Origin of the sequence: Pseudobacter ginsenosidimutans, from assembly GCF_007970185.1 — a bacterium.
Classification (GTDB): Bacteria; Bacteroidota; Bacteroidia; order Chitinophagales; family Chitinophagaceae; genus Pseudobacter; species Pseudobacter ginsenosidimutans.
This window is the reverse complement of the sequence record NZ_CP042431.1, coordinates 5,023,235-5,045,805: the sequence shown is the minus strand read 5'-3', so window position 1 is coordinate 5,045,805 and position 22,571 is coordinate 5,023,235. Positions and strand designations below refer to the sequence as shown.

At 45.8% G+C, this 22,571-nt stretch carries 16 protein-coding genes and 1 tRNA gene; 10 read left to right on the top strand and 7 right to left on the bottom strand.

Annotated features, from left to right (window positions below; all coding sequences use genetic code 11):
* Nucleotides 1-3 precede the first annotated feature (3 nt).
* From FSB84_RS19840 to FSB84_RS19830, 3 genes are all read right to left on the bottom strand, one after another.
* Entirely contained in the window at nucleotides 4-3,333 is a 3,330-nt protein-coding gene (locus FSB84_RS19840; protein ID WP_158644017.1) for a SusC/RagA family TonB-linked outer membrane protein, read from the bottom strand.
* A gap of 300 nt (nucleotides 3,334-3,633) precedes the next feature.
* Nucleotides 3,634-4,818, bottom strand: coding sequence for a FecR family protein (locus tag FSB84_RS19835; protein ID WP_130539625.1), 1,185 nt, complete (start codon nucleotides 4,816-4,818; stop codon nucleotides 3,634-3,636).
* A gap of 93 nt (nucleotides 4,819-4,911) precedes the next feature.
* The gene (locus FSB84_RS19830; RefSeq protein WP_130539624.1) at nucleotides 4,912-5,520 is read right to left on the bottom strand and encodes an RNA polymerase sigma factor; all 609 of its coding nucleotides are present in this window, start codon (nucleotides 5,518-5,520) and stop codon (nucleotides 4,912-4,914) included.
* A gap of 246 nt (nucleotides 5,521-5,766) precedes the next feature.
* On the opposite strand from FSB84_RS19830, the gene FSB84_RS19825 reads away from it, so the two are divergent.
* Nucleotides 5,767-7,551 carry an alpha-L-fucosidase gene (locus FSB84_RS19825; RefSeq protein ID WP_130539623.1) on the top strand — a complete coding sequence of 595 codons (1,785 nt, stop codon included), beginning with the start codon at nucleotides 5,767-5,769 and terminating at the stop codon, nucleotides 7,549-7,551.
* A 109-nt stretch (nucleotides 7,552-7,660) separates the two neighbouring features.
* The gene (locus FSB84_RS19820; protein WP_130539622.1) at nucleotides 7,661-8,191 is read left to right on the top strand and encodes a GNAT family N-acetyltransferase; all 531 of its coding nucleotides are present in this window, start codon (nucleotides 7,661-7,663) and stop codon (nucleotides 8,189-8,191) included.
* Here the strand turns inward: FSB84_RS19820 and FSB84_RS19815 are convergent.
* The 3 genes from FSB84_RS19815 to FSB84_RS19805 form a co-directional block, all read right to left on the bottom strand.
* Nucleotides 8,186-9,049: a helix-turn-helix domain-containing protein gene (locus tag FSB84_RS19815; protein ID WP_130539621.1), complete on the bottom strand. Its 864-nt coding sequence runs from the start codon at nucleotides 9,047-9,049 to the stop codon at nucleotides 8,186-8,188. The two genes, FSB84_RS19820 and FSB84_RS19815, sit on opposite strands and share 6 nt — an antisense overlap.
* Nucleotides 9,050-9,164: 115 nt before the next feature.
* Nucleotides 9,165-9,638, bottom strand: a complete 474-nt coding sequence (locus FSB84_RS19810; protein ID WP_130539620.1) for a lipocalin family protein — start codon at nucleotides 9,636-9,638, stop codon at nucleotides 9,165-9,167.
* A gap of 115 nt (nucleotides 9,639-9,753) precedes the next feature.
* On the bottom strand, nucleotides 9,754-10,488 hold the full coding sequence (locus tag FSB84_RS19805; protein WP_130539619.1) for an SDR family NAD(P)-dependent oxidoreductase: 735 nt from the start codon (nucleotides 10,486-10,488) through the stop codon (nucleotides 9,754-9,756).
* Nucleotides 10,489-10,545: 57 nt separating this feature from the next.
* Here FSB84_RS19805 and FSB84_RS19800 point away from each other — a divergent pair, with 57 nt between their 5' ends.
* Entirely contained in the window at nucleotides 10,546-10,806 is a 261-nt protein-coding gene (locus tag FSB84_RS19800) for a hypothetical protein (protein WP_130539618.1), read from the top strand.
* An 82-nt stretch (nucleotides 10,807-10,888) separates the two neighbouring features.
* Here FSB84_RS19800 and FSB84_RS19795 read toward each other — a convergent pair whose 3' ends face one another.
* Nucleotides 10,889-12,685, bottom strand: coding sequence for an OmpA family protein (locus FSB84_RS19795; protein ID WP_130539617.1), 1,797 nt, complete (start codon nucleotides 12,683-12,685; stop codon nucleotides 10,889-10,891).
* A gap of 182 nt (nucleotides 12,686-12,867) precedes the next feature.
* Here FSB84_RS19795 and FSB84_RS19790 point away from each other — a divergent pair.
* From FSB84_RS19790 to FSB84_RS19760, 7 genes are all read left to right on the top strand, one after another.
* Nucleotides 12,868-12,949 (top strand) — tRNA-Leu (locus FSB84_RS19790).
* A gap of 248 nt (nucleotides 12,950-13,197) precedes the next feature.
* On the top strand, nucleotides 13,198-13,800 hold the full coding sequence (locus FSB84_RS19785; RefSeq protein WP_130539616.1) for an RNA polymerase sigma factor: 603 nt from the start codon (nucleotides 13,198-13,200) through the stop codon (nucleotides 13,798-13,800).
* A 54-nt stretch (nucleotides 13,801-13,854) separates the two neighbouring features.
* Entirely contained in the window at nucleotides 13,855-15,084 is a 1,230-nt protein-coding gene (locus FSB84_RS19780; RefSeq protein ID WP_130539615.1) for a FecR family protein, read from the top strand.
* A 205-nt stretch (nucleotides 15,085-15,289) separates the two neighbouring features.
* On the top strand, nucleotides 15,290-18,958 hold the full coding sequence (locus FSB84_RS19775; protein WP_158644016.1) for a SusC/RagA family TonB-linked outer membrane protein: 3,669 nt from the start codon (nucleotides 15,290-15,292) through the stop codon (nucleotides 18,956-18,958).
* A gap of 10 nt (nucleotides 18,959-18,968) precedes the next feature.
* The gene (locus FSB84_RS19770) at nucleotides 18,969-20,486 is read left to right on the top strand and encodes a RagB/SusD family nutrient uptake outer membrane protein (RefSeq protein ID WP_158644015.1); all 1,518 of its coding nucleotides are present in this window, start codon (nucleotides 18,969-18,971) and stop codon (nucleotides 20,484-20,486) included.
* A gap of 36 nt (nucleotides 20,487-20,522) precedes the next feature.
* Entirely contained in the window at nucleotides 20,523-21,503 is a 981-nt protein-coding gene (locus FSB84_RS19765; RefSeq protein WP_130539612.1) for a hypothetical protein, read from the top strand.
* A 128-nt stretch (nucleotides 21,504-21,631) separates the two neighbouring features.
* Nucleotides 21,632-22,552, top strand: coding sequence for an ABC transporter ATP-binding protein (locus FSB84_RS19760; RefSeq protein WP_130539611.1), 921 nt, complete (start codon nucleotides 21,632-21,634; stop codon nucleotides 22,550-22,552).
* Nucleotides 22,553-22,571 lie beyond the last annotated feature (19 nt).

Below are 22,571 nucleotides of genomic sequence, written 5' to 3'. Positions count from 1 at the left end.
GTTTTAGAAGTTGAAGATTAAATTGGTAGCGATAATTCTGGGTATCGGGCTCAACCCATTCAATGTAGAGATGTCCGGATCAAAGCCCTTATAGGAAGTGATCGTAAAAAGATTGTTTGAGCTGATACCAATACTGGCGTTCTTCATGTGAACTTTCCTGACCCATTTTTCAGGAGCCTGGTATCTGATGGACAGTGTACTCATTCTTACATAAGAACCATTGGTATAGTAGGCATCTGCATTGGTGATACTTGTACCGGTGACAGTAGTGAATTTTGCATACTTCACTATATCACCAGGTTTTTTCCAGTGATTCTCCAGGATATCCGCCGGCATCATGCTATTGTCCATATCCCCTGCTCTCAACTGTAAATAAGGGTCTGGGGACAATTTATTGATGAAGGTGAATTGAGAACTTACAGCCAGTTGGCGCCAGGTAAGATTAAAACCAAAGCCACCGCTATATTTGGGAGCGAGATCCAGTTTTACATATCTGTCGTCAGGCCGGCCGGCAGCAGGCACCACTCCACCTGAATTATCGATCACTCCATTCTTGTTATGATCTTCAAAGGAATACTCTCCAGTCAGAGGATCTATGCCGGTATAGTGCAGCATGTACCTAACAGTAAGTGGATCTCCGATCTTATATTCAGATTTGTAACGGGTATCATCCATACCAGGAAAATCCACCAGTTTATTCCTGTTCCTTCCGATATTGAAATTGAAGGTAAGTCCCCAATCTTTTGTAGTGATCGCATTCCAGTTCAAAGCAGCCTCGATACCTGAATTACGCACTTTGGCGGGCCAGTTGGCAGTAACATTCTGGAATCCCGTATATACCGGCATTGGAACCTGTGTAAGCTGGTTGCTGCTCAAATTCGAATAGTACGAGATCTCCAGGTTCAGCTTGTTCTGCAGAAAGCCAAACTGGGCTGCCAGCTCAGACTTCCTTGTGGACTCCCATTGAAAATCCTGGTACAATGCGCGGAGGATGGAAAAGGAATTGAGACCCATATAACCGAATTGGATACGGTCATTGGTAAGCGAAAGCGTATTTCCCCATCTTGAGAGAAATTCATAATCACCGATATTGTCGCTGCCAGTTGTTCCAACACTCCCTCTCAGTTTCACAAAACTCATCCATTCCGGCATAACAGACCTTACCCAGTTCTCATCGGACATGATCCACGCCAATCCGATAGAACCAAAATCCCCAAACCGTTTTCCGGGTCCGAACCTGGAAGAACCATCTCTTCTTGCATTCAGACTGATCACATATTTATCGTCCCATGAATATTTGATAATACCTGCCGCAGACAGATAACGGTGTTGCGCATAACCTTCACCGGTAAACCGTGTTCTTGCGTTGTTTTGACTTTTTATCAGGTTGTCATTGGGAAAATCTCTGGCCTCGGTAGTCAATCCCCTGGATTCAGACTCCTGCATACTGGCAATCAATTGTGCCGTCAATCTTCCCCGTCCAATCATCGTTCGATACATTATCTGGGGATCGATATTGAAAGACCTTCTGTTGGAGCTGCCAAAATATGCAAGAGACGTTTGGCTGGGATAATAAAGATCCAGTGATGCCGAAGGAGTCAGGGTATTGTTTTCATTCTGATCGGTGTTGAAGCCTGCATTCACACTCACCTGTAAGCCCTTTAGTATTTCGTACTGAAGCATCAGTGTGCTTTGCAGGTAGAACGATTTGCTGCTGCTTGATCTTTTCAATACACCCAGTTCGTACAGGCTGGAATTCTCTCCCCTGTAGGGTTCGAAATTCAATTTTCCTTTTGCATCAAAAAGATCAGGAGCATTGGGCGGCAAACTGTTCAAACCGGAAGTTGAGTAAACCAATAGATCAGAAAGCGCCATGGAGGTGTTGAAATCCAGCTTGAACTTTTGATTGATGCTTGCATGACCAAGGCTCAGACTCAGTGAGCTTCTTTTGTTCCCACCACCATTATTGAATAGCTCAGTAGTTGAAGTATGATTGGCAGAAATACGGTAAACGGTCTGGCCCATTCCGCCGGACAATCCTGCATTTACATTCAGCTCATTTCCGCTTGATCCAAAGCTTCTCTGCCAGTCAGTATATTTTTGCTGATCCCAAATGGTAAGATCCGGAGCATTGAACCTGTTTGGAGTAATGCCATCGTTCAGAAATGCTTCTCTTCTCACTGCCAGGTATTGCTCGGTGTTCATCAATTTGGGATACTTCATCACTGATTTGAATCCATTGGCTACCTGAAGACTGAAGCTGGTGGGGCCAGGTTTCCCTCTTTTAGTTGTAATAAGAATAACGCCGTTGGCACCCCTGGAACCATAGATGGCCGTAGCATCTGCATCTTTCAATATATCGATGCTTTCGATGTCTTTTGGATTTATACTCAATAGAGGATTCTCACCATTGAGGATCGTTCTTCCTGCCTGAACAGCGCCGGTTTGATAAGATACGCCGCTCATCCAGGGCGATGAATTAAGATTGTTCAATGGAACTCCGTCTACTACATAGAGCGGATCAGAAATAACATTGGGATTGATCGTATTCCTGCCCCTGATATTCACTTTTACAGGCGCAGCAGAATTGCCTTGCATTGGAGTAATAATTACTCCCGGTACCCGCCCTGCAATGGCTTCAAGAACGGTGAAGACAGGTTGCTTTTCTATATCTTCTCCTTTAATGGTTCCGATATTTCCTGTAGACAGCCTCTTGGTAGTTTTGCCGTAAGCGATGATCTGCGTTTCATCCAGCATGGAAACGGCCAGTTTCAATTTCACTATTACAGTGCCACCTGTCACTTTCACTTCCTGACTGGTATAACCAACCGAAGAGAAGGAAAGGATATCACCCGTTTCAGCCTGAATGGTAAACCCGCCCTGGTTATCGGTGATGGTTCCCCGGTTCGTTTTTTTCACAAGAACACTTACTCCACTGAGCGGAGTGTTTTTTTCCGAAAAAACGACGCCTGTCACCGGAGTGTTATCCGGCAAAACAGCACTGGTAATCTGCTGTGTAGTTCCAGCTGACTCATTTACTTTTTTTCGGCTGATGAAGATCGTTTTGCCATCGATATCATACATGAATGGCTGATCCTTCAAAATGATATCGAGAAATTCTTTCAGCGGCAGATCCTTTACCGTCAAAGAAATTTTTCTGTTCCCGGCAAACAGATCAGGTGTTGCCGCTACTACATAGCCTGTTTGCTTTTTGATGGCAGCAAATACCTGTACATAGGTAAAATCCTTACCGGAGATCGTGATCTGTTGTGCTTTCGTACCAGCAAATGCATGTACAAATGCAATGGTGAGAAAGAGTGCTGTCAGTTTCATAACCAGGAAAATTTTGGACAGGCGTCGCCGTCCCCATTGGACAGACGGGTGGCCATTAGCAGTTTTTTGCATACCTTGCTTCAGTTTGGTTTTACAATATTCGGTCAGCCAGACCATGTTGGACGAACCAGCTAATCGCCGTTACGGGTCAGATCCGTGACGGTTTTTTTATGCTGAACGCCAGGCTTAGGTTAGGTTCAATGATTCCTGGTACTGATGGATAAGGGAAGGTATTATACGGGGCAGTTTTTTTGCTACCTCAAAAAATATGGAGAATAAGAAAGGTTTCTAATTAGAATTTCAATTACCTGACACAATGAGCTTTCTCCCTTCCAGCCTGTACTTCATGCCCATTCGTTCCAGGTTCTTAAGCAATCCCTGTAAGCTCACATCCCTGGAGATCTCTCCTACCATTGGCACATTGGGTACACCGTTCTCATACACCACCTCAATATCGTACCAACGTTCTATTTGCCGCATGATGGCTACAAAAGATTGATTGTTCAAATTAAACAAGCCGCTCTTCCAGGCAAGCACCTGACTGGTATCCACACTAACAATCTTGACATTGCCGTCAAACACCTGTGCCTGTTTGCCCGGCATCAGCACTACATTACCGTCATTCACCATTACGCTTATTTTTCCATCAACCAGCGTCATGCTGGTTACAGGTTCATTCGAATAAGCATTGACGTTGAAGCTGGTTCCAAGTACTGCTACGCGGGTAAAATTATTGATACTCGCAAAAAATGGTTTCGAAGCGTCTTTTGCCACTTCAAAATATACTTCTCCTGTTACATCCACCACACGGTCGCTTCCACTGAATTGAGTAGGATAACGAATTGAACTGCCTGCGTTCAACCAGGCCCGCGTACCATCCGGCAGTATGAGCTGGAACTGCCTGCCTTTAGGCGTACTCATCGTATTATAGGCAACGATAGCTCCGGTAATTTTCTGATCTGCCGCATAGATCAGTTGACCGTTCTTTAATATTGCCTGTGCTCCCTGTTGTTGGGCCACCAGCCCATTTCCAAGGCTGTCGAGAACAACCTGTTTTCCATCAGCAAGCGTAAGCACAGCCCCATTCTTACCGGATTCAATGATAGCCGGAGTGGTGGATACGATGGCATCCCTTTGATTCTCACCTTCATGGAACCACCAATAAATACCCATGCTCAGGAACAGCAGCACAGAAGCGGCAACCCACCAATATCGCTTCAACGGTATTACGCGGCCCGAAGGTTGAGCAGCTGCAATACGGCTTTGAAGGTTTTCCGTGATCGCAGCTTCTACCATTGCCCAGTTGGCGGGTTGGTTTAGCCAAAGTTGTTCCAGTAATGACTGATCATTATTCAGATTGTCCAAAAATGCCTGATGGCGCGGTTCTGCAGCCAGCCAGGCATCCAGGATAACTGTTTCGTCATCTGTCAGTGTGCCCTGCAGATGCTTGTATAATAACGGAAGGATGGGATCGGTGTTCTCCAAAAAATGAGGCTTTGATGGATACTACAATCGAAGTAGTAAAACGTACCAGGGAAAATGAAACCTTTTTTTGAAATAATTCCGGCAGGCATCTAATCAACCGAAAACCGGGCTTTTGGACTCGAGCAACAGCAGCAGGGCAAGTAATGAAGGATGGTCTGCCAGCGCAGCTTTAATCAGTTTCACAGCATTGAGTCGCTGATTCTTTACCGTTTGAACCTGTAGCCCCAGCCGTTCCGCGATCTGTGCCGGCTTTAGTCCTTCTTCGTAACTCAGCAGGAAAATCTTTTTCATTTTTGAGGGCAGCTTGTCTACCTCAGCTGCTATCAGGTTCAGCAACTGCATCCGCAGTTCTTCTAATTTAAACCCGTTATCGTCCGGCATATTGAGCAAACTCAGGAGCTCGCCCTCCTTCTCCCTGGCCATTTTCGCATGTTTGAGATAGTTGAAGCAGAGATTGCGTGCAGCAACGTGCAGGAAGGCGCCAACAGCATCCAGGCTGGGAAACTCAGCTTTTTTTTCCCAGAGCCTGAAGAAACATTCACTGGTAATGTCCTGCGCTTCTGTTATACTTGAAAGGTATTGCCGGACGTAGAAGAAAACACGTTTATTGAAATGCTTATAGATATGTTCAAATGCATCTTTATCTCCTTCACGGAACAAGTGCATCAATGCAGCATCATCATATTTGGAGTGGATTGTCAATACGGATCAGAAATCTGGGGTAATTGGGTAATTGCTCTTTTCGGTTATTGAGTACAGAACCAAAAATAGTTTTTTTATTCAATTTATTGGCAGCCGGTATTACTGTCCTGAGTTAACCAGAATAGAAGTTTGTTTCCGGCCTGCATTCAAACGAGCCAATATCATTGAATCATTCACCAAAAAAGAGCAATCACGCAGCCTGTATTTTCCTTCTCTTGCCTGATTGAACAAAGTATCTTTAGCTGTATGAAAAGATTGCTGTTAGCGTCCGTACTTATTGTATTCTGTTATACCTCCGCACTTTCGCAAACCATGGATGAAATGTGGGATAACCGTTCCAACGGAAAAGAACACCCGAATATCAAATGGTTCAAAGATGCCAAATTCGGTATGTTCATCCACTGGGGATTGTATTCAAAGCTTGGTGGTGAATGGAAGGGAAAGAAATATTACGGCAGTGGCGAATGGATCATGAGCCAGGGAAAGATCCCTGCGAAAGAATATGAACAGGTGGCGGCAGGTTTCAATCCCATCGCTTTCAATGCGGATGAGTGGGCGCAGCTGACCGCCGATGCAGGCATGAAATATATGGTGATCACCGCCAAACACCATGAAGGTTTTTCCATGTACGATTCAAAGGTGACCAGCTTCGATATGGTGGACGCCACACCTTATGGCAAAGATCCTATGAAACCCTTGTCTGAAGCCACTCGCAAACGGGGTATACAATTTGGTTTTTATTACTCGCAGTTCCAGGACTGGCATGAGCCCAACGGGGGAAAGAACAGCTGGGATTTTGATGAATCGAAAAAGAACTATCAGCTGTATTATCAGCAGAAAGCCATTCCCCAGATCAAGGAGTTGCTCACGAAATATGGTCCGCTCGGCATTCTCTGGTTCGATACGCCGGGAGGGATGACGAAGGAACAAACGCAAAGCTTTATCGATTCACTTCGGTTACTCCAGCCCGGTTGTTTGTTCAGCAGCCGTGTAGGGCATGGCCTGGGCGATTACAAGGATCTTGGTGATTCGGAGATCCCGGCTACGCCACTGCGTGGCGCCTGGGAATCCCTATATACGCATAACGATTCATGGGGCTATATTCAACATGACCTCAATTTTAAAACACCTGAAGCACTCATTCAACTGCTGGCGCAGGTGGCGTCCCGTGGTGGAAACCTCCTGCTCAATGTTGGGCCGGACGGCAATGGCCGCATCCCAGAATACAGCATCAGGTTTCTCCGGGAAACAGGCAAGTGGTTGAAAGAAAACGGTGCATCCATTTACGGCACCAGCTTTGGCCGCATAGCTGACCAACCCTGGGGTGTAAGCACTTCCGGAGCCGGCAAACAATTTTTGCATGTGCTGCATATGCCTGCGGATCGCCAGTTACTGGTGCCGCTGCAAAAAAGAGTAGTAGTTTCCAAAGTGTATTTATTGAAAGGCAAGCAGGCATTGAAGTTCACAACGCACGGGAATGATATCAATATTCAACTTCCATCCAATCTGCCTGGCTCCGCCGATCATGTAGTGGTAATGGAATACAAAGGATCATTACCCGACTATGACCTGAAAGTACCGGTAACAGTGTCACCTCAATTCAGTCAGAATAATATTGAAGCAGTAAACGCTGCCCTCCAGGGAAATGGACAGATCAAAAGTCTTACTTACTCTCATTATTACGGCGACTGGAAGCATACCACCTGCATCACTGATATCAAAGACAGTACAGATGAGATCCGTTTCAACCTGCGCATTACTGCTCCCGGAGATTACAGGGTGATCATGGAATATGCCTGCGAGCCTGCTTCTGCGAAACAGGAAGGCATTTGTTATTTCAATAATGAGCCTATGTATTTCAGAACGCTGAAGACCGGCAGCTTTGAAAAATCGGCGCCTTTAATATTCATCAAACAGGTGGCGGGCATTGTGAGCGCAAAAGCAGGACAAGCGGAGATCCGCATCCGTCCGGCATTCAATGGGAAAGAATTGTTCAAATTGAAATCTGTGATCATCGAGCCGGTAAAATAAAGCAATACAAACTGGCAGGCGTGTATCGGGAGATGCACGCCTTTTTTATTGTAACTTCCAATCCTGAAAAAGAAAACAGGTTCAATCTGTAAGATCAAATCGTAAACCCATGAATTTTTCCATTCAGCCGGTTCTGGAAAACGAAACTGTGAAGCTTATCCCTTTGCAGCCTTCAGATTTTGAAGCGCTCTATCTGACAGCCTCCGATCCAAAGATCTGGGAGCAGCATCCCACACCGGACCGCTACAAACGGGAAGTATTCAGCAAGTTCTTCGAAGGTGCGGTGGAGAGTAAGGGAGCTTTCGTCATCATCGATAAACAAACCGGGGAATATGCAGGCAGCACGCGCTTCTATGGATATGATGAAGCAGACAGCAGCATCAGGATCGGTTATACTTTTTATGCCACCAAATACTGGGGCTCGGGCTTCAACCCAATGGTGAAGAAACTGATGATGGATTACATTTTTCAATTTACTGATAATGTTTACCTGGAAGTGGGCGCTTCCAATATCCGATCACAGATCGCAGTACTGAGGTTGGGAACAAAAAAGATAAAAGAAGAAATGATATCCTACTATGGCGAAGAACCGAAACTGAATTTTATATACGGCATCACGAAAGCGGAATACCAATCATAATTTCCGATACGCCATCGGCGTAATCCCTTCTTTCTTTTTGAAGGCTTTGGTGAAGTATGAATAATCTTCGTAACCCAGCCAACTGGAAATCTCCTGTATGCTCATTTCCGTTTGACGCAGCAGTGTTCTGGCTTCCATGAGGGTGTGATCCAGTATCATCGTCTTGGCCGATTTGCCGGTTACTGCCTGCAGGATCTCACTCAGGTATTTGGGACTGAGCTGCAATTGATGTGCATAGAAAGCAACTGATTTCTCCTGCAGGAAATGCACAGAGAGCAACTCCCGAAAATGCCTTGTTACTTTTTCATGTACAGAGAATGAAGTTATGGATTGAGCGGCAGCGGAATCATGACAGGCGGCCACCACCATCAGAATAGAATACAGGATGCCGGTGAGTACATTCTTATCTTCCCTGAACTGCCTAAGTGTAATGAACAAGGATCTTAACTGTTCCATTTTTCCATCATCCGGTATGATCACATGATTGCCACCGGGCAGAAAGAAAGGAAGTGTTCGCAGCCAGGCGCTCCTGGCGTCATCGTTGAAAAAATCATCATTGAAGAATACCGTATCATGATCCCCTTCACAATGTATATGCCATTCGCAAACAATACCGGGACCAATGGTTGATAAACACCCTGAGCCGATATCGAAGGCAGCGCTCCCTATTTGCATGCGACCCGTTCTGCAGGCTCCGAAGAGACCAACACTATAGGCAAAGGTTCGAAAAGGGAACTGCTCCTGATTGTCTTTGTAAGTATCCTGGTCGGCAATAAAAAATGAACCCGTGAATCTGGACTGCTGCTGCTGCACATACTCACGCACACTGAATTTTTTCAGGTCCGCCTGCTTCCGCATGGAGTAGATATGGGTGTTTAGACTTTAAATGCTGTTCTGATAAAGATAGGATTTGCAGGTAAAATAAAAGAGCGCTCCCGGGGAAGCGCTCGAAAAAAATGTAAAAAGAGAAAAGCTATTTCAATTTGTAAATGGCCGTGATATTGTGCTTTCCTTTAGCTGATGTAAAAGTGGAAGTGACTATCATCTTGTTTCCGGAAACCTCTTTCACCGTCATAGTTTGAGGTTTATCTGTATTATGATGTTTAACGGTGAGCTGTTTGGTAGCTGCATTGTATTGCCAGGTGCCGGACTCGGAAATAGTTTCATCTTCCTCATCACATTTATTGGCGCCTTCATGTTTCATTACAGTACCGCCGGTCTTGAACATTTCAGCATCGTCTTTTTCACAATCTTCCATCATCACGCGAAGATCGGTATCGGCCTTACCGTCCATATTGAGATCGATGGCCGGAGAAACAACGGACGATTCAAGTATCCAGTATTTGTCTGCGAAAGCTGCTTTCTGATCAGCAGGGAAAGTAAATGCGGTAGCGATGGATGCGCCGATGAAAATGGTCAGCGCCAGTAATGTTTGACTTGTTTTCATGAGTCAATGATAGAAAAAAATGGAGCAGCAGAGGCGGGCTGTTCGATCAACCTACAAATCGGGCGACGAATTGCCTGTAATCAGGTACGGATTACCAGATACCTCCACTGAACTTTCAGAGCGGCCATGCAACACCCGTGATCCTTTCACAAATCTCAAGCAGTTGGTCCTGCAGTGAAAGATCATCGGCCAGCGGATTATGTCGGACCTGCTTTCTGTGATGAAAATATCGTCCGCTCACCATCGCTTTCTCATCATTGCTTACAGCCAGCCAGGTTTGGGTGTGGAAACCTTCCTGCAGATCATCCGGAGCTCCCGGGCCGCCCATCTTTGTGGGCACCCATCCCGGATCAACGGCATTGGAAAGCGCCTGTGGCCATTGCCGCGCCACTGCATTGGAGAGCATGAGTACATACAATTTGGTATCTGAATAACTGATACGATCTATATTATCTTCCAACTTTCCGAAGCTGGCCCGTCCCTGCAAATGCATTCCTGAAGAGAGATAGATGAGCCGGTTTGGTTTTGCCATCATGCAGGTAAGGATAAAAGGCGCCAATGTATTCACAGAAAACATCAGTCTGCCGCTTCCCTGGTAGATACCGGCATTGTGGATCACGGCATCGAAGCTGCCTGATGCATTGACTTCTGCAGCCAGCGTTTTGGTTTCTTCAATACTGGAAAGATTTCCGGTGAATACAGCTTCAGCCCCCGGAGCATTTTTCATTGCATCCCGGCCGCGCTGCTCATTGCGTGCATGCAGCACTACTTCATGTCCCTGTTGGATCAGCAGCCTGGCGGATAATTGTCCGAGCCCATCCGCAGAACCTGTAATAAATATTCTTGCCATACAACAATGAAGGTACAGATGGATTTTGTTTTTTCCTGAATACTTACATTTGCTGCCATGATCCGATTGCAATTGACTTTTACAGGAAACGGGCAACAATGTTCCGCTGCAGTGGAGCTGGAAGGCATCGCCGATTCCTGGGATGCAGATGTACAGGTAACAGGCCACCCTACACTGCAACATCTTCATATCAAATTCTGGATGGGTTCTTTTCTCCTGCCGGTTTTCGATAACAGGCAGGACGCCATATTCTTTGAGCCGCTTTTTGAAATGATAGATGAACAGGCGAAGGAAAACTTACCGGAAGAGTTTGAATGATCCTTTGCCTGTTTATCCGGGAGCCTGCACAAAAAAACCGGAGCGCAAGGCCCCGGTTCCATTCTGATAATAACCTGATCGTTTATTCACCCAGCACTTTTATTTCTGTACGCCTGTTCTGCTGATGCTCAGCGTCAGAACATGCGATTCCATTTTTACATTTATTGATCAATTGCGTTTCGCCATATCCTTTCGCTTCCATTCTATCCCGGGCAATACCATTGTTCACCAGGTAATTCACCACGCTTTGCGCCCTGGACTGCGATAAGCGCATATTGTGACTATCGCTGCCCCTTGAATCTGTATGCGCTGAGAGCTCAACACGCAAGCCAGGATTATCGCGCAGGAAGATGAGCAGTTTTTTCAGATCGCTGCTGGCATCATCTCTGAGTGCGGCGCTATTGAGATCGTAATAAATATTGTTGAGTGTGATCTTCTTTCCTTTGGATGCTTCTTCCACCCCCAGTTCGATCTGCACATACAATACCTGGCTTCTGTTGAGGCCTTTGGTAGACACTTTTTCAATATTGGAAATATATCCGGCTTTCTTACCCACCACATTGAAATCTGACGCGGCTTCCAGCTGGAATCTGAATTCGCCTGTGCCTGACTGTGAAGATGCCTGACGAACGCCATTGTTCGTTTCATTGGTGAGGGTGGCCAGAGCGCCGCCTTCGGGGTCCAGGGTGGTTTTGTTCACTACTTTACCTGATAGCGTAAACCGGGGATCATTGTGGTACAATGTTCGTTCAATCGATCCCGTTGTATTGAAATCTGTTAGAGCGATGCTGCCTTTGGTAGAACTGATATCGTTCAGCATAGCCACCATCTCATAAGCGGCAGATGAAGTTTTGGGGAAACGTGCGATCCCCTGCTTATCGGTGTTGGTTGTCTGTTCTCTCCCATCCGTACCTTTCATCACTACAGAAGCATTGTAAAGTGGCTGGCCAGTCTGTTCATCCTTTACGTGTACGATCACATCCCTTTGAATGATCACCGGCGCTGCTGGTTGAACCACAACAGGCGCAGGCGCTGCAACAGGTGGCTTTGATTTGGGAGCAGCCGGTTTTGATTTCTTATCGAACAAACGATAGCTTACGCCAACAAATGCTCCATAGGATGATAAGGCTGTTTGCTGATAAACGATTTCCGGATCTTCCGGTTTGGCATTAAAGAGCGCATATTGAAAAGGCTCTTCAGTATCAAACTGATACAGGTAATAAGCGCCAACCTGGATACCGATCCGTTTTACCGGGTAGTAACTGAAGCGGACCTGCGCTTTAGCTGCTGCATGGTATTTTTCAGCATACCCTGAATGCAGGAAGAGCGGAGTGATCAGCGAACCTGTCACACTCGAAATAGTAGTGTTTGCAGACAATGCAGATCCATCCGTTCGGGTAACACCGCCACGAAGATTCAATTCTGTAGTGAACTGATTGTTGGCGGTCTGGTATTTAAATGAAGGCCCGATACCGGCAAAATAACGTTCAAGCTTAGTGGAAGAAGCGGAATAGCTATCTACTACCCAGGGAGCCACTTGCTGACTGAATCCTGCTGAATCATATTTGGGCGCATCATTGCTGAAGAAGTCTGCATCGATACCTACCCCCCACCAACCCCAGTATTTATCGATACTGAGCCCGCCCATATATCCTTTCAGCGGCATTTTCACCAGTGAAGGCATTTTGCTTTTGGTAGCGAGGTCCATGCCTCCGCGGAGGGAAAACTGCCAGTAGCGATCGTTGCGCTCTGTGGAATCTTTTTTAAGTTTGGTAGTTTGACTGAATGAATCCAGACACAGGAAGATTAACAGTGCATATACGAGGTACTTCATAACATCCTTTTTAGTGAAGAAATACTTGCTCACTGTTATATCCATGCGGGAGGAAGTTTGTTACCCCTTATTGGACGCGGATATTGCGGGTTATGAAATATTTAACAAACAAGGAGGCAGGACCTTGGAGCACCTTGAATTTGCATCCCCCGGCAGATAAAAGACTATTTTTCAGAGAATTTGGAGTGAATTGAGTTTATGCTTAATATTGCAGCCCCTTAAGGATTGCCCAGATGGCGGAACCGGTAGACGCGCGTGACTCAAACTCACGTTTCGAAAGAAGTGCAGGTTCGATTCCTGTTCTGGGCACAAGGAAGTCCTGATGACAATATTCATCAGGACTTCTTTATTTAGATCATAGCAATTGCTGTGACTTTAATTACTCTCTTTCGGTGACACCTTTCCTGCATATTTTCCCGAATTGCATTTTCTCTTCCCTCATCCTATTCTTTTCAAACGAGATCAGCAATCCATTGCGGAGAGCCGCAAGATCGGATTGGAAAGAATTTTGAAATTGTTTTACTTTACGCTCCTATTATTAATTAGAATTTGACGTTTTGTCGAACCAGCAAGCCCCAAAACTTTATGACCTGATAGCTCAGGGAGACAGGCAGGCATTTGCCAGGGCTCATGCAATGTTCAAAACTCCACTGGTTTATTATGCAAAACGTTCGATAGACGATATCGGAGAAGTGGAAGATATCATTTCCGAAGCCTTCCTGCTGTTATGGCAATCCAGGGAGAAATTCCAATCGGACAATCACCTGCGCAACTTCCTTTTTATTACTGTCCGGCATAAAGTACTCAATTATCATACTGCGAAGCGAAGACATGAAAAGATCCTGGAAAAGGTCTACGCAGGATTGGATGAAGGAGAACTGGCATCCCCTGATCAGGTTCAAACTGAAATGATCGGATTGATCCATCGGGCAGTAAAACAGCTTCCCGAAGAATACCGGACCGTGTTCGATCTTTCCTATTCACATGATCTCTCTCCAAAAGAAATTGGACAAAAACTGGGGATCAACGCCTCCACCGTTCGAACTCAAAAGATGAGAGCGCTTGAGTTGATAAAAAAAATACTGAGCCAAAAGTCCATCCTGGTCTGGGTTCTGGCAGGATACCTGGACCTGTTACTGCAGCTCCTGAAAAAAAAGTAATTCTTTTTGGGACGGAACAGCTCCCTTGTTTGTATTAATTATATGTAAAGTTTTATGAAGTCGACAGCTCCATTCATAGCACAGCTCATAATAAAGAAGGTACTGGGTGAGATCTCTCAGGAAGAAGAGAACTTGCTGGAACAATGGCGCAGTATCTCTCCCGAAAACGAGGCGAAATACAAGGAGCTCATCAACCTGCATTTTATCAGGACTGAGCTGTCTGAATATGCTGAGGCTGAAAAGATCGCTGCTGCATTGAAGGTACCCGAGGTGGAGCCGGAAGAGAAGGCCTTGCCTGTATATCAACAGGAGGTCAGGCCAGTGCATTTCCTGCAGAGATGGAAATGGGTGGCAGCTATTATTATCATCCTGGGTGCAGGAACTTATCTCTATCTGCATCAGAACAGTAAGGATAAGACCAGCCTTGATCCTGGTATCGCAACACAGCAGGATCTGTTACCCGGCTCAAACAAAGCGGTATTGACATTATCAGATGGAACAAAGATAGACCTCAACAACGCAGCTCAGGGACAGATTGCCCAACAGGGTAACGCCTTCGTAGAAAAATCTGAGAACGGAGAGATCAGGTATACAATGCAGGGAGGAAACCAGGATGCAGGAATGATCAACAGTATGAGCACTCCCAAAGGAGGATCTTACAAGTTGGTATTACCCGATGGATCGCGGGTTTGGCTGAACGCTGCTTCCTCCATTAGCTACCCTGTTGTTTTTGGAAAAATGGAACGGAAAGTGAAAGTCAGTGGTGAAGTTTTCCTGGAAGTGGTGAAAGACAATCAGAAGCCATTCATGGTAGATGTGAACAGACAATCTTTGATCCAGGTGTTAGGGACCAGTTTCAATATCAACGCTTATGAAAATGAGGATTCAATTACCACCACACTGGTTGAAGGAAGTGTTCGCATAACAGCAACAAACAATAAGAACGCAAATAATCAATCCGGCCAGCCTGTAACACTTCGGCCGGGACAACAGGCATCGCAGCACAATGATGCAAAGATCAGCGTGCACGCGGCCAATATCGACCAGGTACTGGCCTGGAAAAATGGACTCTTCAATATGGAAGGCCTTTCAATGAAAGGATTCACGAAGCAACTGGAAAGATGGTATGATATCCAGGTACAATTTGAAGGCAAAGTCCCCACCGTTACATTCCGCGGGCAAATGAACAGGGATGTCCCCTTATCCGATATTATCAGTTATCTGAACAGTTTGCATATCAAAACGCGGATCGATGGAAAGATACTTTTCCTGAAAGGATCATAATTCAAGCTATTACCTATCCTGGTGCCTGAAAGCAAAAACCGCTTCGTCTTGCTCACGAAGCGGCGGATGTTTGGGTACATGAACAAACATAGCCAGCAAGACTACTTATTATTCACCCAAACAGCACAAATGTATGCTAATTACTGCTTATTGCGGAAGGGCTGCCCGTGGGGGTACCTTTCATTTCACCAAATCTCTGTTGGTTATGAAACTAACTGTAGTATTAATGACGGCTGTTTCATTAACGGTTTCGGCTACTGGTATTTCTCAAAAAGTTACGTTGTCTGCTAAGAATGCAACGCTTCCCGCCATATTTGCAACGGTGCAGAAGCAAACTGGGTTTGTATTCCTTTACACCGATGATGTATTGCAGAATGTAAAGCCTGTTACTTTTCAGGTCAAGGATCTCCCGCTTGAACAATTCCTGAAAGAATTATTCAGGGACCAGCCCATTGACTTCACCCTGTCTGTCAAATCTGTTTTTCTATCGCGGAAAGCTACGGGGCCACCAGCCGGAATAACTCCAAACGCATCCTCTCTGCTCCCCGAAATCCAGCGCCTCGATATTACAGGTCTGGTGCTGGACAATAATATGAATCCGCTGCCGGGTGTGAGTGTAACCATCAAAGGAACACAGGCAGGCACTGCAACCGATCAGAAAGGAGAATTCACGTTTCGCGATATAGACCCCAATGCCGTTCTGATCTTCAGCTATGTTGGTTTTAAGAAATATCAGGAAAATGTGAATGGTCGTACACGCATCATGATCAGGATGATGCAGGAAGACAAAACACTGGACGATGCCGTAGTGTACAATGGCTATCAGAAGATCAAACAGAAATACCTGACCGGCTCCGTTAGTTCAGTAAAGATGGATTCCATCATGCAGCCGGGTTTCAACACCGTAGACAAAATGCTGGAAGGTCGCATTCCCGGATTGACCTATATGCAAAATTCCGGTCAGTCAGGCGCCGCACCCAAACTGCGGATCAGGGGAACCTCTACAGTACTCGGTTCCCGCGAACCACTCTGGGTAGTGGACGGGATCATCCGCACCAACCCAATTCCAATTCCGGCCGACAGGATCAATGACCCGGATTTTGTGAACCTGCTCGGCAATGCCATTTCCGGTTTAAATCCTTACGACATCGATCAGATCGATGTATTGAAAGATGCCACCGCTGCTGCCCTGTACGGCGTAAGAGCCGCCAATGGCGTGATTGTGATCACTACCAAAAGAGGAAAGCCCGGCCCTCCTGTTGTGAACTACAATGTAACAGGATCCTTTACACAAAGACCCAGGTATACAGACAGATCGATGTACATGATGAACTCACGGGAAAGAATAGACGTATCCAGGGAAATGATCGACAAGAAGATCCCTATCCGTGGTGTTGCACTGGAAGCCTACGAGAAAGCCATGCTGGATTATTCCGAGGGAAGGATCGATTACAACACATTCAAAAAACTGGTGGACAGAGCAGAAACGATCAATACCGACTGGCTCGGCAACACCATGCAGGACCAGTTTGCCACTACGCATACATTGAGTGTCAGCGGAGGAACTGCATCGGCCAGTTATCGTGTTTCATTTGGCTATCAAAACGAACCGGGCGTGATCAAAAAAGAAACCAATGATCGCTACACTGGTTCAGCCAACCTGCTGCTCAGTTACGGTAAACTCAAGGCCGATCTCAGTTTTGAGATCAACAAAGGGAAAAGAAGATATACACCATCCGAAATCGGCCTGCTCAATTATGCATATGGAGCCAGCCGCGCCATTCCTTTGTACAATGAAGACGGCTCCCTTTATTATTATTCCACCCTCAGCTCTTCCACTTCCATTAGCGCACGCAATTATGATCTGAGATCGATGAATATCGTCAATGAAATGGATCATACCGGTGAATTGGTGGAGAACAGTGAATACATCGCCAGGGCCAATCTCGTTTATGAAATTGCCAAAGGCATTCAGTGGAATTCCACATTAGCCTACACTGGTGGAAATGCCGATCACCAAACATGGTTCGAAGAAAATACAGAATGGGCTGCACAGGTGAAATACAATGCCTACAAACCCCTGGAAGGGATTTTCGATGATAAACTAAATGTGATGCCCTTTGGAGGACAACTTCGTCAGCAAACCACCCGGAGGCAGAATTACACGGTCAATAGCCGTATCAGTTTTTACAGGTCGCTCGACCGGCGGAATTTGCATCAACTGAATGCAGATGCAGGCATCGAGCTGATTTCCAACAACACTCATTCATTTGATCTTACCAGCAGGGGTTATTATCCCGGTCGTGGTTATAGCTTTGCAATCGTTGACCCGGTGAAATATCCGGCCTTTGCCAGCTGGATGTCGCAAAACGGAAACGGCACCATCACAAAAGGAAAACAGAATTCATTGCGCAGCTTCCTGGTGGCCTCCTATATTTTCAACGACCGGTTCATATTTTCAGCCACTACCAGTCAGGAGTACTCGAATGCATTTGGATCGAGAAGCAATGAAAAATTCCTGCCCACCTGGGCACTCTCCGGAAGATGGAATATGCATGAGGATCTGCTCCGCCGCCAGTCATGGATCGATCTTGCGGCCCTGACATTTTCTTTTGGCGTTCAGGGGAATATGCCGGATGATCAATCCACACCCTATACAGTGATCAAAAGAGGATCCGTGGATCCGTATTATCTCACCAACGGATCCAATATCATCTCCTTTCCGAATCCCGGCCTGGGTTGGGAAAAAAAGTATGACTATAATGGAAGTCTGCGGTTCTCTATCCTGCAAAGCAGGGTCAGCGGCACATTGAGTTATTTCTACAATAAAACTACCAATGCCTTCCTTTCCAAGAAAGTATCCGGGATCACCGGTATCAGCAATTATGTGGTCAATGGTGGTGTGCTGGAAAACAAGGGCGTTGAAATTGCGCTGCAATTCAGGGTCATCGATAATATGGGCAAGGGTAACAAGAGAGGATTTATCTGGCGGATCGACCCACAAATGTCGCAGGTATTCAACACTCTGCTCAACAATAACGTGAACAGCCGGAATGTAATGGCAGATGCAGCCACCATCAATTATGAGGATTACCTGAACGGCCGTGTGCCTGTGAATGGCAAATCCATCAACACCTTTTATTCTTATCGCTTCAAGTCCCTGGATCACCAGTATGGTTACCCGATCTTCTACGGAGCAGAACCTGAAAAAGCTGCCGAGCTATTTGCCCGGTACCAGAAAATGACAAAGGACCAGGTGCTTGAAATGGTAATGGTGGAGTCCGGCAGAAGAGAGCCTGTAATACAGGCAGGGATCAATAATAGTTTTGTGTACCGCAACTGGATGCTCGATATCACCTTCACCTATAGTATCGGCAATAAAGTAAGGCTGCTGCAAATCGCCTCTGGTAAGTATGGTACTTTCAGACCCGGCTCACAACAAAACCTGCGGAAGGAATTCGTAAACAGATGGCGATCTCCCGGCGATGAAGTGTACACCAATATACCAGCCATTCAAGGTAAAAAACTCAATGACGCATCAGGGCAGGTGCCCTGGTGGGGCATGGCGCCATATCTGAATGCGGTGAACAATTTTGCCAGTGATTATTATCAGATGTATGATAATTCAGATCTGCGTGTGGTTTCAGGAGACTACCTGAAATTGCAGAATATCTCGCTGGCTTATATGTTCAACAAGGAGCTTTGTCAGAAATGGAGTATAAAAGGAGCAACTGTAAGGCTCACAGGTAATAATCTTTTCACAATCGCCAATAAAGCGCTACGCGGTCAGGATCCCTCACAATCCGGCTCCGCTCCTAATATCAATCTTTCAATCAGACCTGTATATGCGCTCAATATCAACCTCAGTTTCTAAAAACATAGCCATGCATACATATATGAACAGGAAATTGATCCCATTGCTTTGCTTGTTTTTTATCAGTACCAGCTCCTGCAAGAAATTCTTATCTACCTATTCCCAGAACAAGAGTTTCGTTGAATCTGCTGCCGATCTGGATGAAGTGCTGGTGGGAGATGCCTATTATAAGTATTTGAATCAGCCCGGCGATATCAACAAGTCTTATTTCCATTCCATGGATGATGATGCAGAAATGGGTAAGGTAGAAAATGCCGGCGCTATCCCTTACAGTTATACAGGATTTCATTACTGGCAGGCAGAACCACGCATGGATATCAATGGAGTTGTACAGTCAAATGATCCATATTTTATTGGACTCTACAATAAGATCGCCCGTATCAATACTATTCTCCAAAGCATCCCTGATCTGAGAGACAAAGGAGAACCTGCCGCTGCATTGAACAGGATCTCCGGGGAAGCTCATTTTCTCCGGGCCATGTATTATTACATATTGGTGAACTTATATGGAAAACCATACAATCCTTCTTCTGCGGGCACTGATTTTGGCGTGCCGTTAAGAACCGATCCAACCATCAAGGATCAGTTCATTGCACGCAGCAGTACCAGGCAGGTGTATGATCAGATCATTGCCGATCTGCTGGATGCAGAAAAAGAACTGGAAGGCGCCAATCAAACCTCCACGTCAAGAGCCAACCAGGCTGCGGCACAGGCATTACTCTGCAGGGTTTATCTCTATACAGGGAATTATGAAAAGACGGTTTTATATGCAGACAAAGTGATCAATACCCAACGTTACCCGATAAAGGATCTCAACAATCATACAACCGGGGATGATTTTCTCACCCGTTCTGCTACTGAAGTGATCTTTACCATGGGCGGGTCTGCTATTCCGGATCTCATGAGGCTGAGCGACAATGCTGCCAGCAGCCCGTTCTATCGCGTGTCTGATGAGCTCGCTACCAGCTATTCCCCTACCGATCTGCGCAGACAGGCTTTCTTTATACAAAGCAGCAAAGGTTACCTGAAAGCGGCAAAAAAGAGGAAGAACATCAATGCCACCACCAATGACGCATCAGATAATTTTCTCCTCCGCATTTCCGAAGTATACCTGAACCGGGCCGAAGCGCTGGCTTCAACAGATCAGTTTGAAGAAGCCCGCAACAGCTTACAGGAATTAAGAAAGAACAGGTTCAAACCTGCTGATCTGACCGCCATCACAACGGAAGGCGCCGCACTGATGAGTAATATCCGGGAGGAACGCAGACTGGATCTTTGTTTTGAATTCCATCGCTGGTTCGATCTTCGCCGGTATGCAGTAAATGCAAAATACCCATTCAGCAAATCGATCAAACACAAGGCATACGCAAATACCGGCAGCGGATATACTGAGATCGGTTATTACGAACTGAGCCCTTATGCACAGGATGCCGCTGCATACATTGTACCTATTCCCAATGATGAGATCGAATTCAACCGGGGAATGCTGATCAATGAACCAAGGCCTGGCCGTCCGCTGAAACAATAAGCAGTGATTTCATCATTCACCTCAATGCTCATCATCATGAAACAAAATATATTGTTGAATTCCGTTGCATCGATAGTATATCCCTGCCTGGCAGCAGGACTGTTATTGATAACAGGCTGTCGCAAAGAAAAAACACTGGACCCAAGTGAACAGGATGAGAACTATTTTATCGTTAAGGACAATCCTGATGTTCCCGCAGATCATGCACGTTACGGGTTCTATGAAAGCACCGGCATTGCCAGCTTTTATAATGACACCATTCACAGAAAAAGGATCAGTGATCTGGGTGAGCTCCCCCGCTATTCTTATGTAACATTATCATTGGAATATTCGATATCGGATCTCGCCAATATCAAGTTCAAACTGATCGACAATAAAGAAAATATTCCGGCTGTACTGGACCTGGTAAAACAAAATGTACTCCCGGGGCTACCGGACCAATTTGTGATCCCGAGCATTTTCCTGATCGATACATTTTATACCAGTTTGTTGTTGAAACAGGTGGAGCTGGCACATGGCTGGACCAGCTGGCATGGGTTCAATACCATTGGCATTTCCGTGCAGGATGTAACAGTCATGAACAGTGAAGAAAGAAAGATGTACGCAGCTTCCATACTGGCAGGTATTGCTGAAAGGCGGCTGACTAAAGTTGCCGGTGATAAACTGCAAAAGGATTTTTTCAGTGTATCGAGAGCTGAAGCTAAATTTTTCAAGTCGATGGGGATCGATGTATACTCCGGATACCCGCTGACTTTTCTTCCTCCGGCTATGATCCCACCACCACGCCCAACCGGCTTGTTGCGATATACAGTGTATGGAACCGGTGAAGGTCCAAGGGAGATAACCTATCCCTGTCTTCCAAGGGAAGCGGACGACAGCCGGGCATTCCTCACTGCGGCATTTTATTACACAGCACAGGAGTTCACTGCTCTGTATTCCGGTGATGCATTCATCCTGAAAAAATTCAACATCATCAGAAACATCGCGCAGGAAGCCGGATTCAAACTTCCTGAATAAAATATTCATAGCCATGGAATAAGGTCTCCCCTGTTTTTTGAAGTGCATTCAATAACCGGTCAAAGCAGCCTGCTGCATTGATCAGGGGGGACCTTTTGTTCTATTTCAAACACAGTAAATATAAAGTGATGATCTTAAAAGCAGAAAATCTATCCCACCGTTATTCCAGGGCATGGGCCATACGGGATATCAATATTGAAATTGCAGAGCATGGGATCGTGGGTCTGTTGGGTTCCAACGGCGCCGGCAAATCCACTACCATGAATATCATCTGCGGCACCCTGAATCAAACCGAAGGAGAAGTATTCATAAATGGGATCAATAAACGAAAGAACCCCGAAGCTGTAAAAAGGGAAATTGGTTTTCTCCCGCAGCAGGCGCCACTGTACACCGATCTCACCATTGATGAATTCCTCGTCTTCAGCGCAGAGCTCAGGCTAATTGATAAGAAGCAAATTAAGAAAGCTGTTGAAGAAGTGAAAGACAAATGCGGTCTGTCTCATATCAGCTCTCGCCTCATCAAAAATCTTTCAGGTGGTTATCGCCAACGGGTGGGCATTGCACAGGCCATCATCCATAAGCCTAAACTGGTGGTGATGGATGAACCCACCAACGGCCTTGATCCCAACCAGATCATCGAAGCCAGAAAACTGATCAAAGAAATTGCCCGCGAACACACTGTTTTATTATCCTCACATATCCTTTCCGAGATCAACCTGCTTTGCAGGGATATCATTATGATCGAGAGCGGGAGGATCGTGTTCTCCGATACAATGGATGCTTTCAACAATTACACGAAGGCAAACGCCATACTCGTCAAATTCGACAACCCGCCATCCAAAGAAGCATTACTGCAAATACCAGGCGTTGAATCCGTAGAATTCCTCAATCCTTCACAGGTCCGTATTCATTACAATGGTGATGAAGAGATGAACGCCAGACTGATCAATGCCAGTGCACAACAAGGATGGAAACTCCGTGAAATCGGTCAGGACAAAGGATTGCTGGATGATGTGTTCAAACAATTATCATCCCAATCCAATCACTAATCTACCAGGCAAGTAAAAT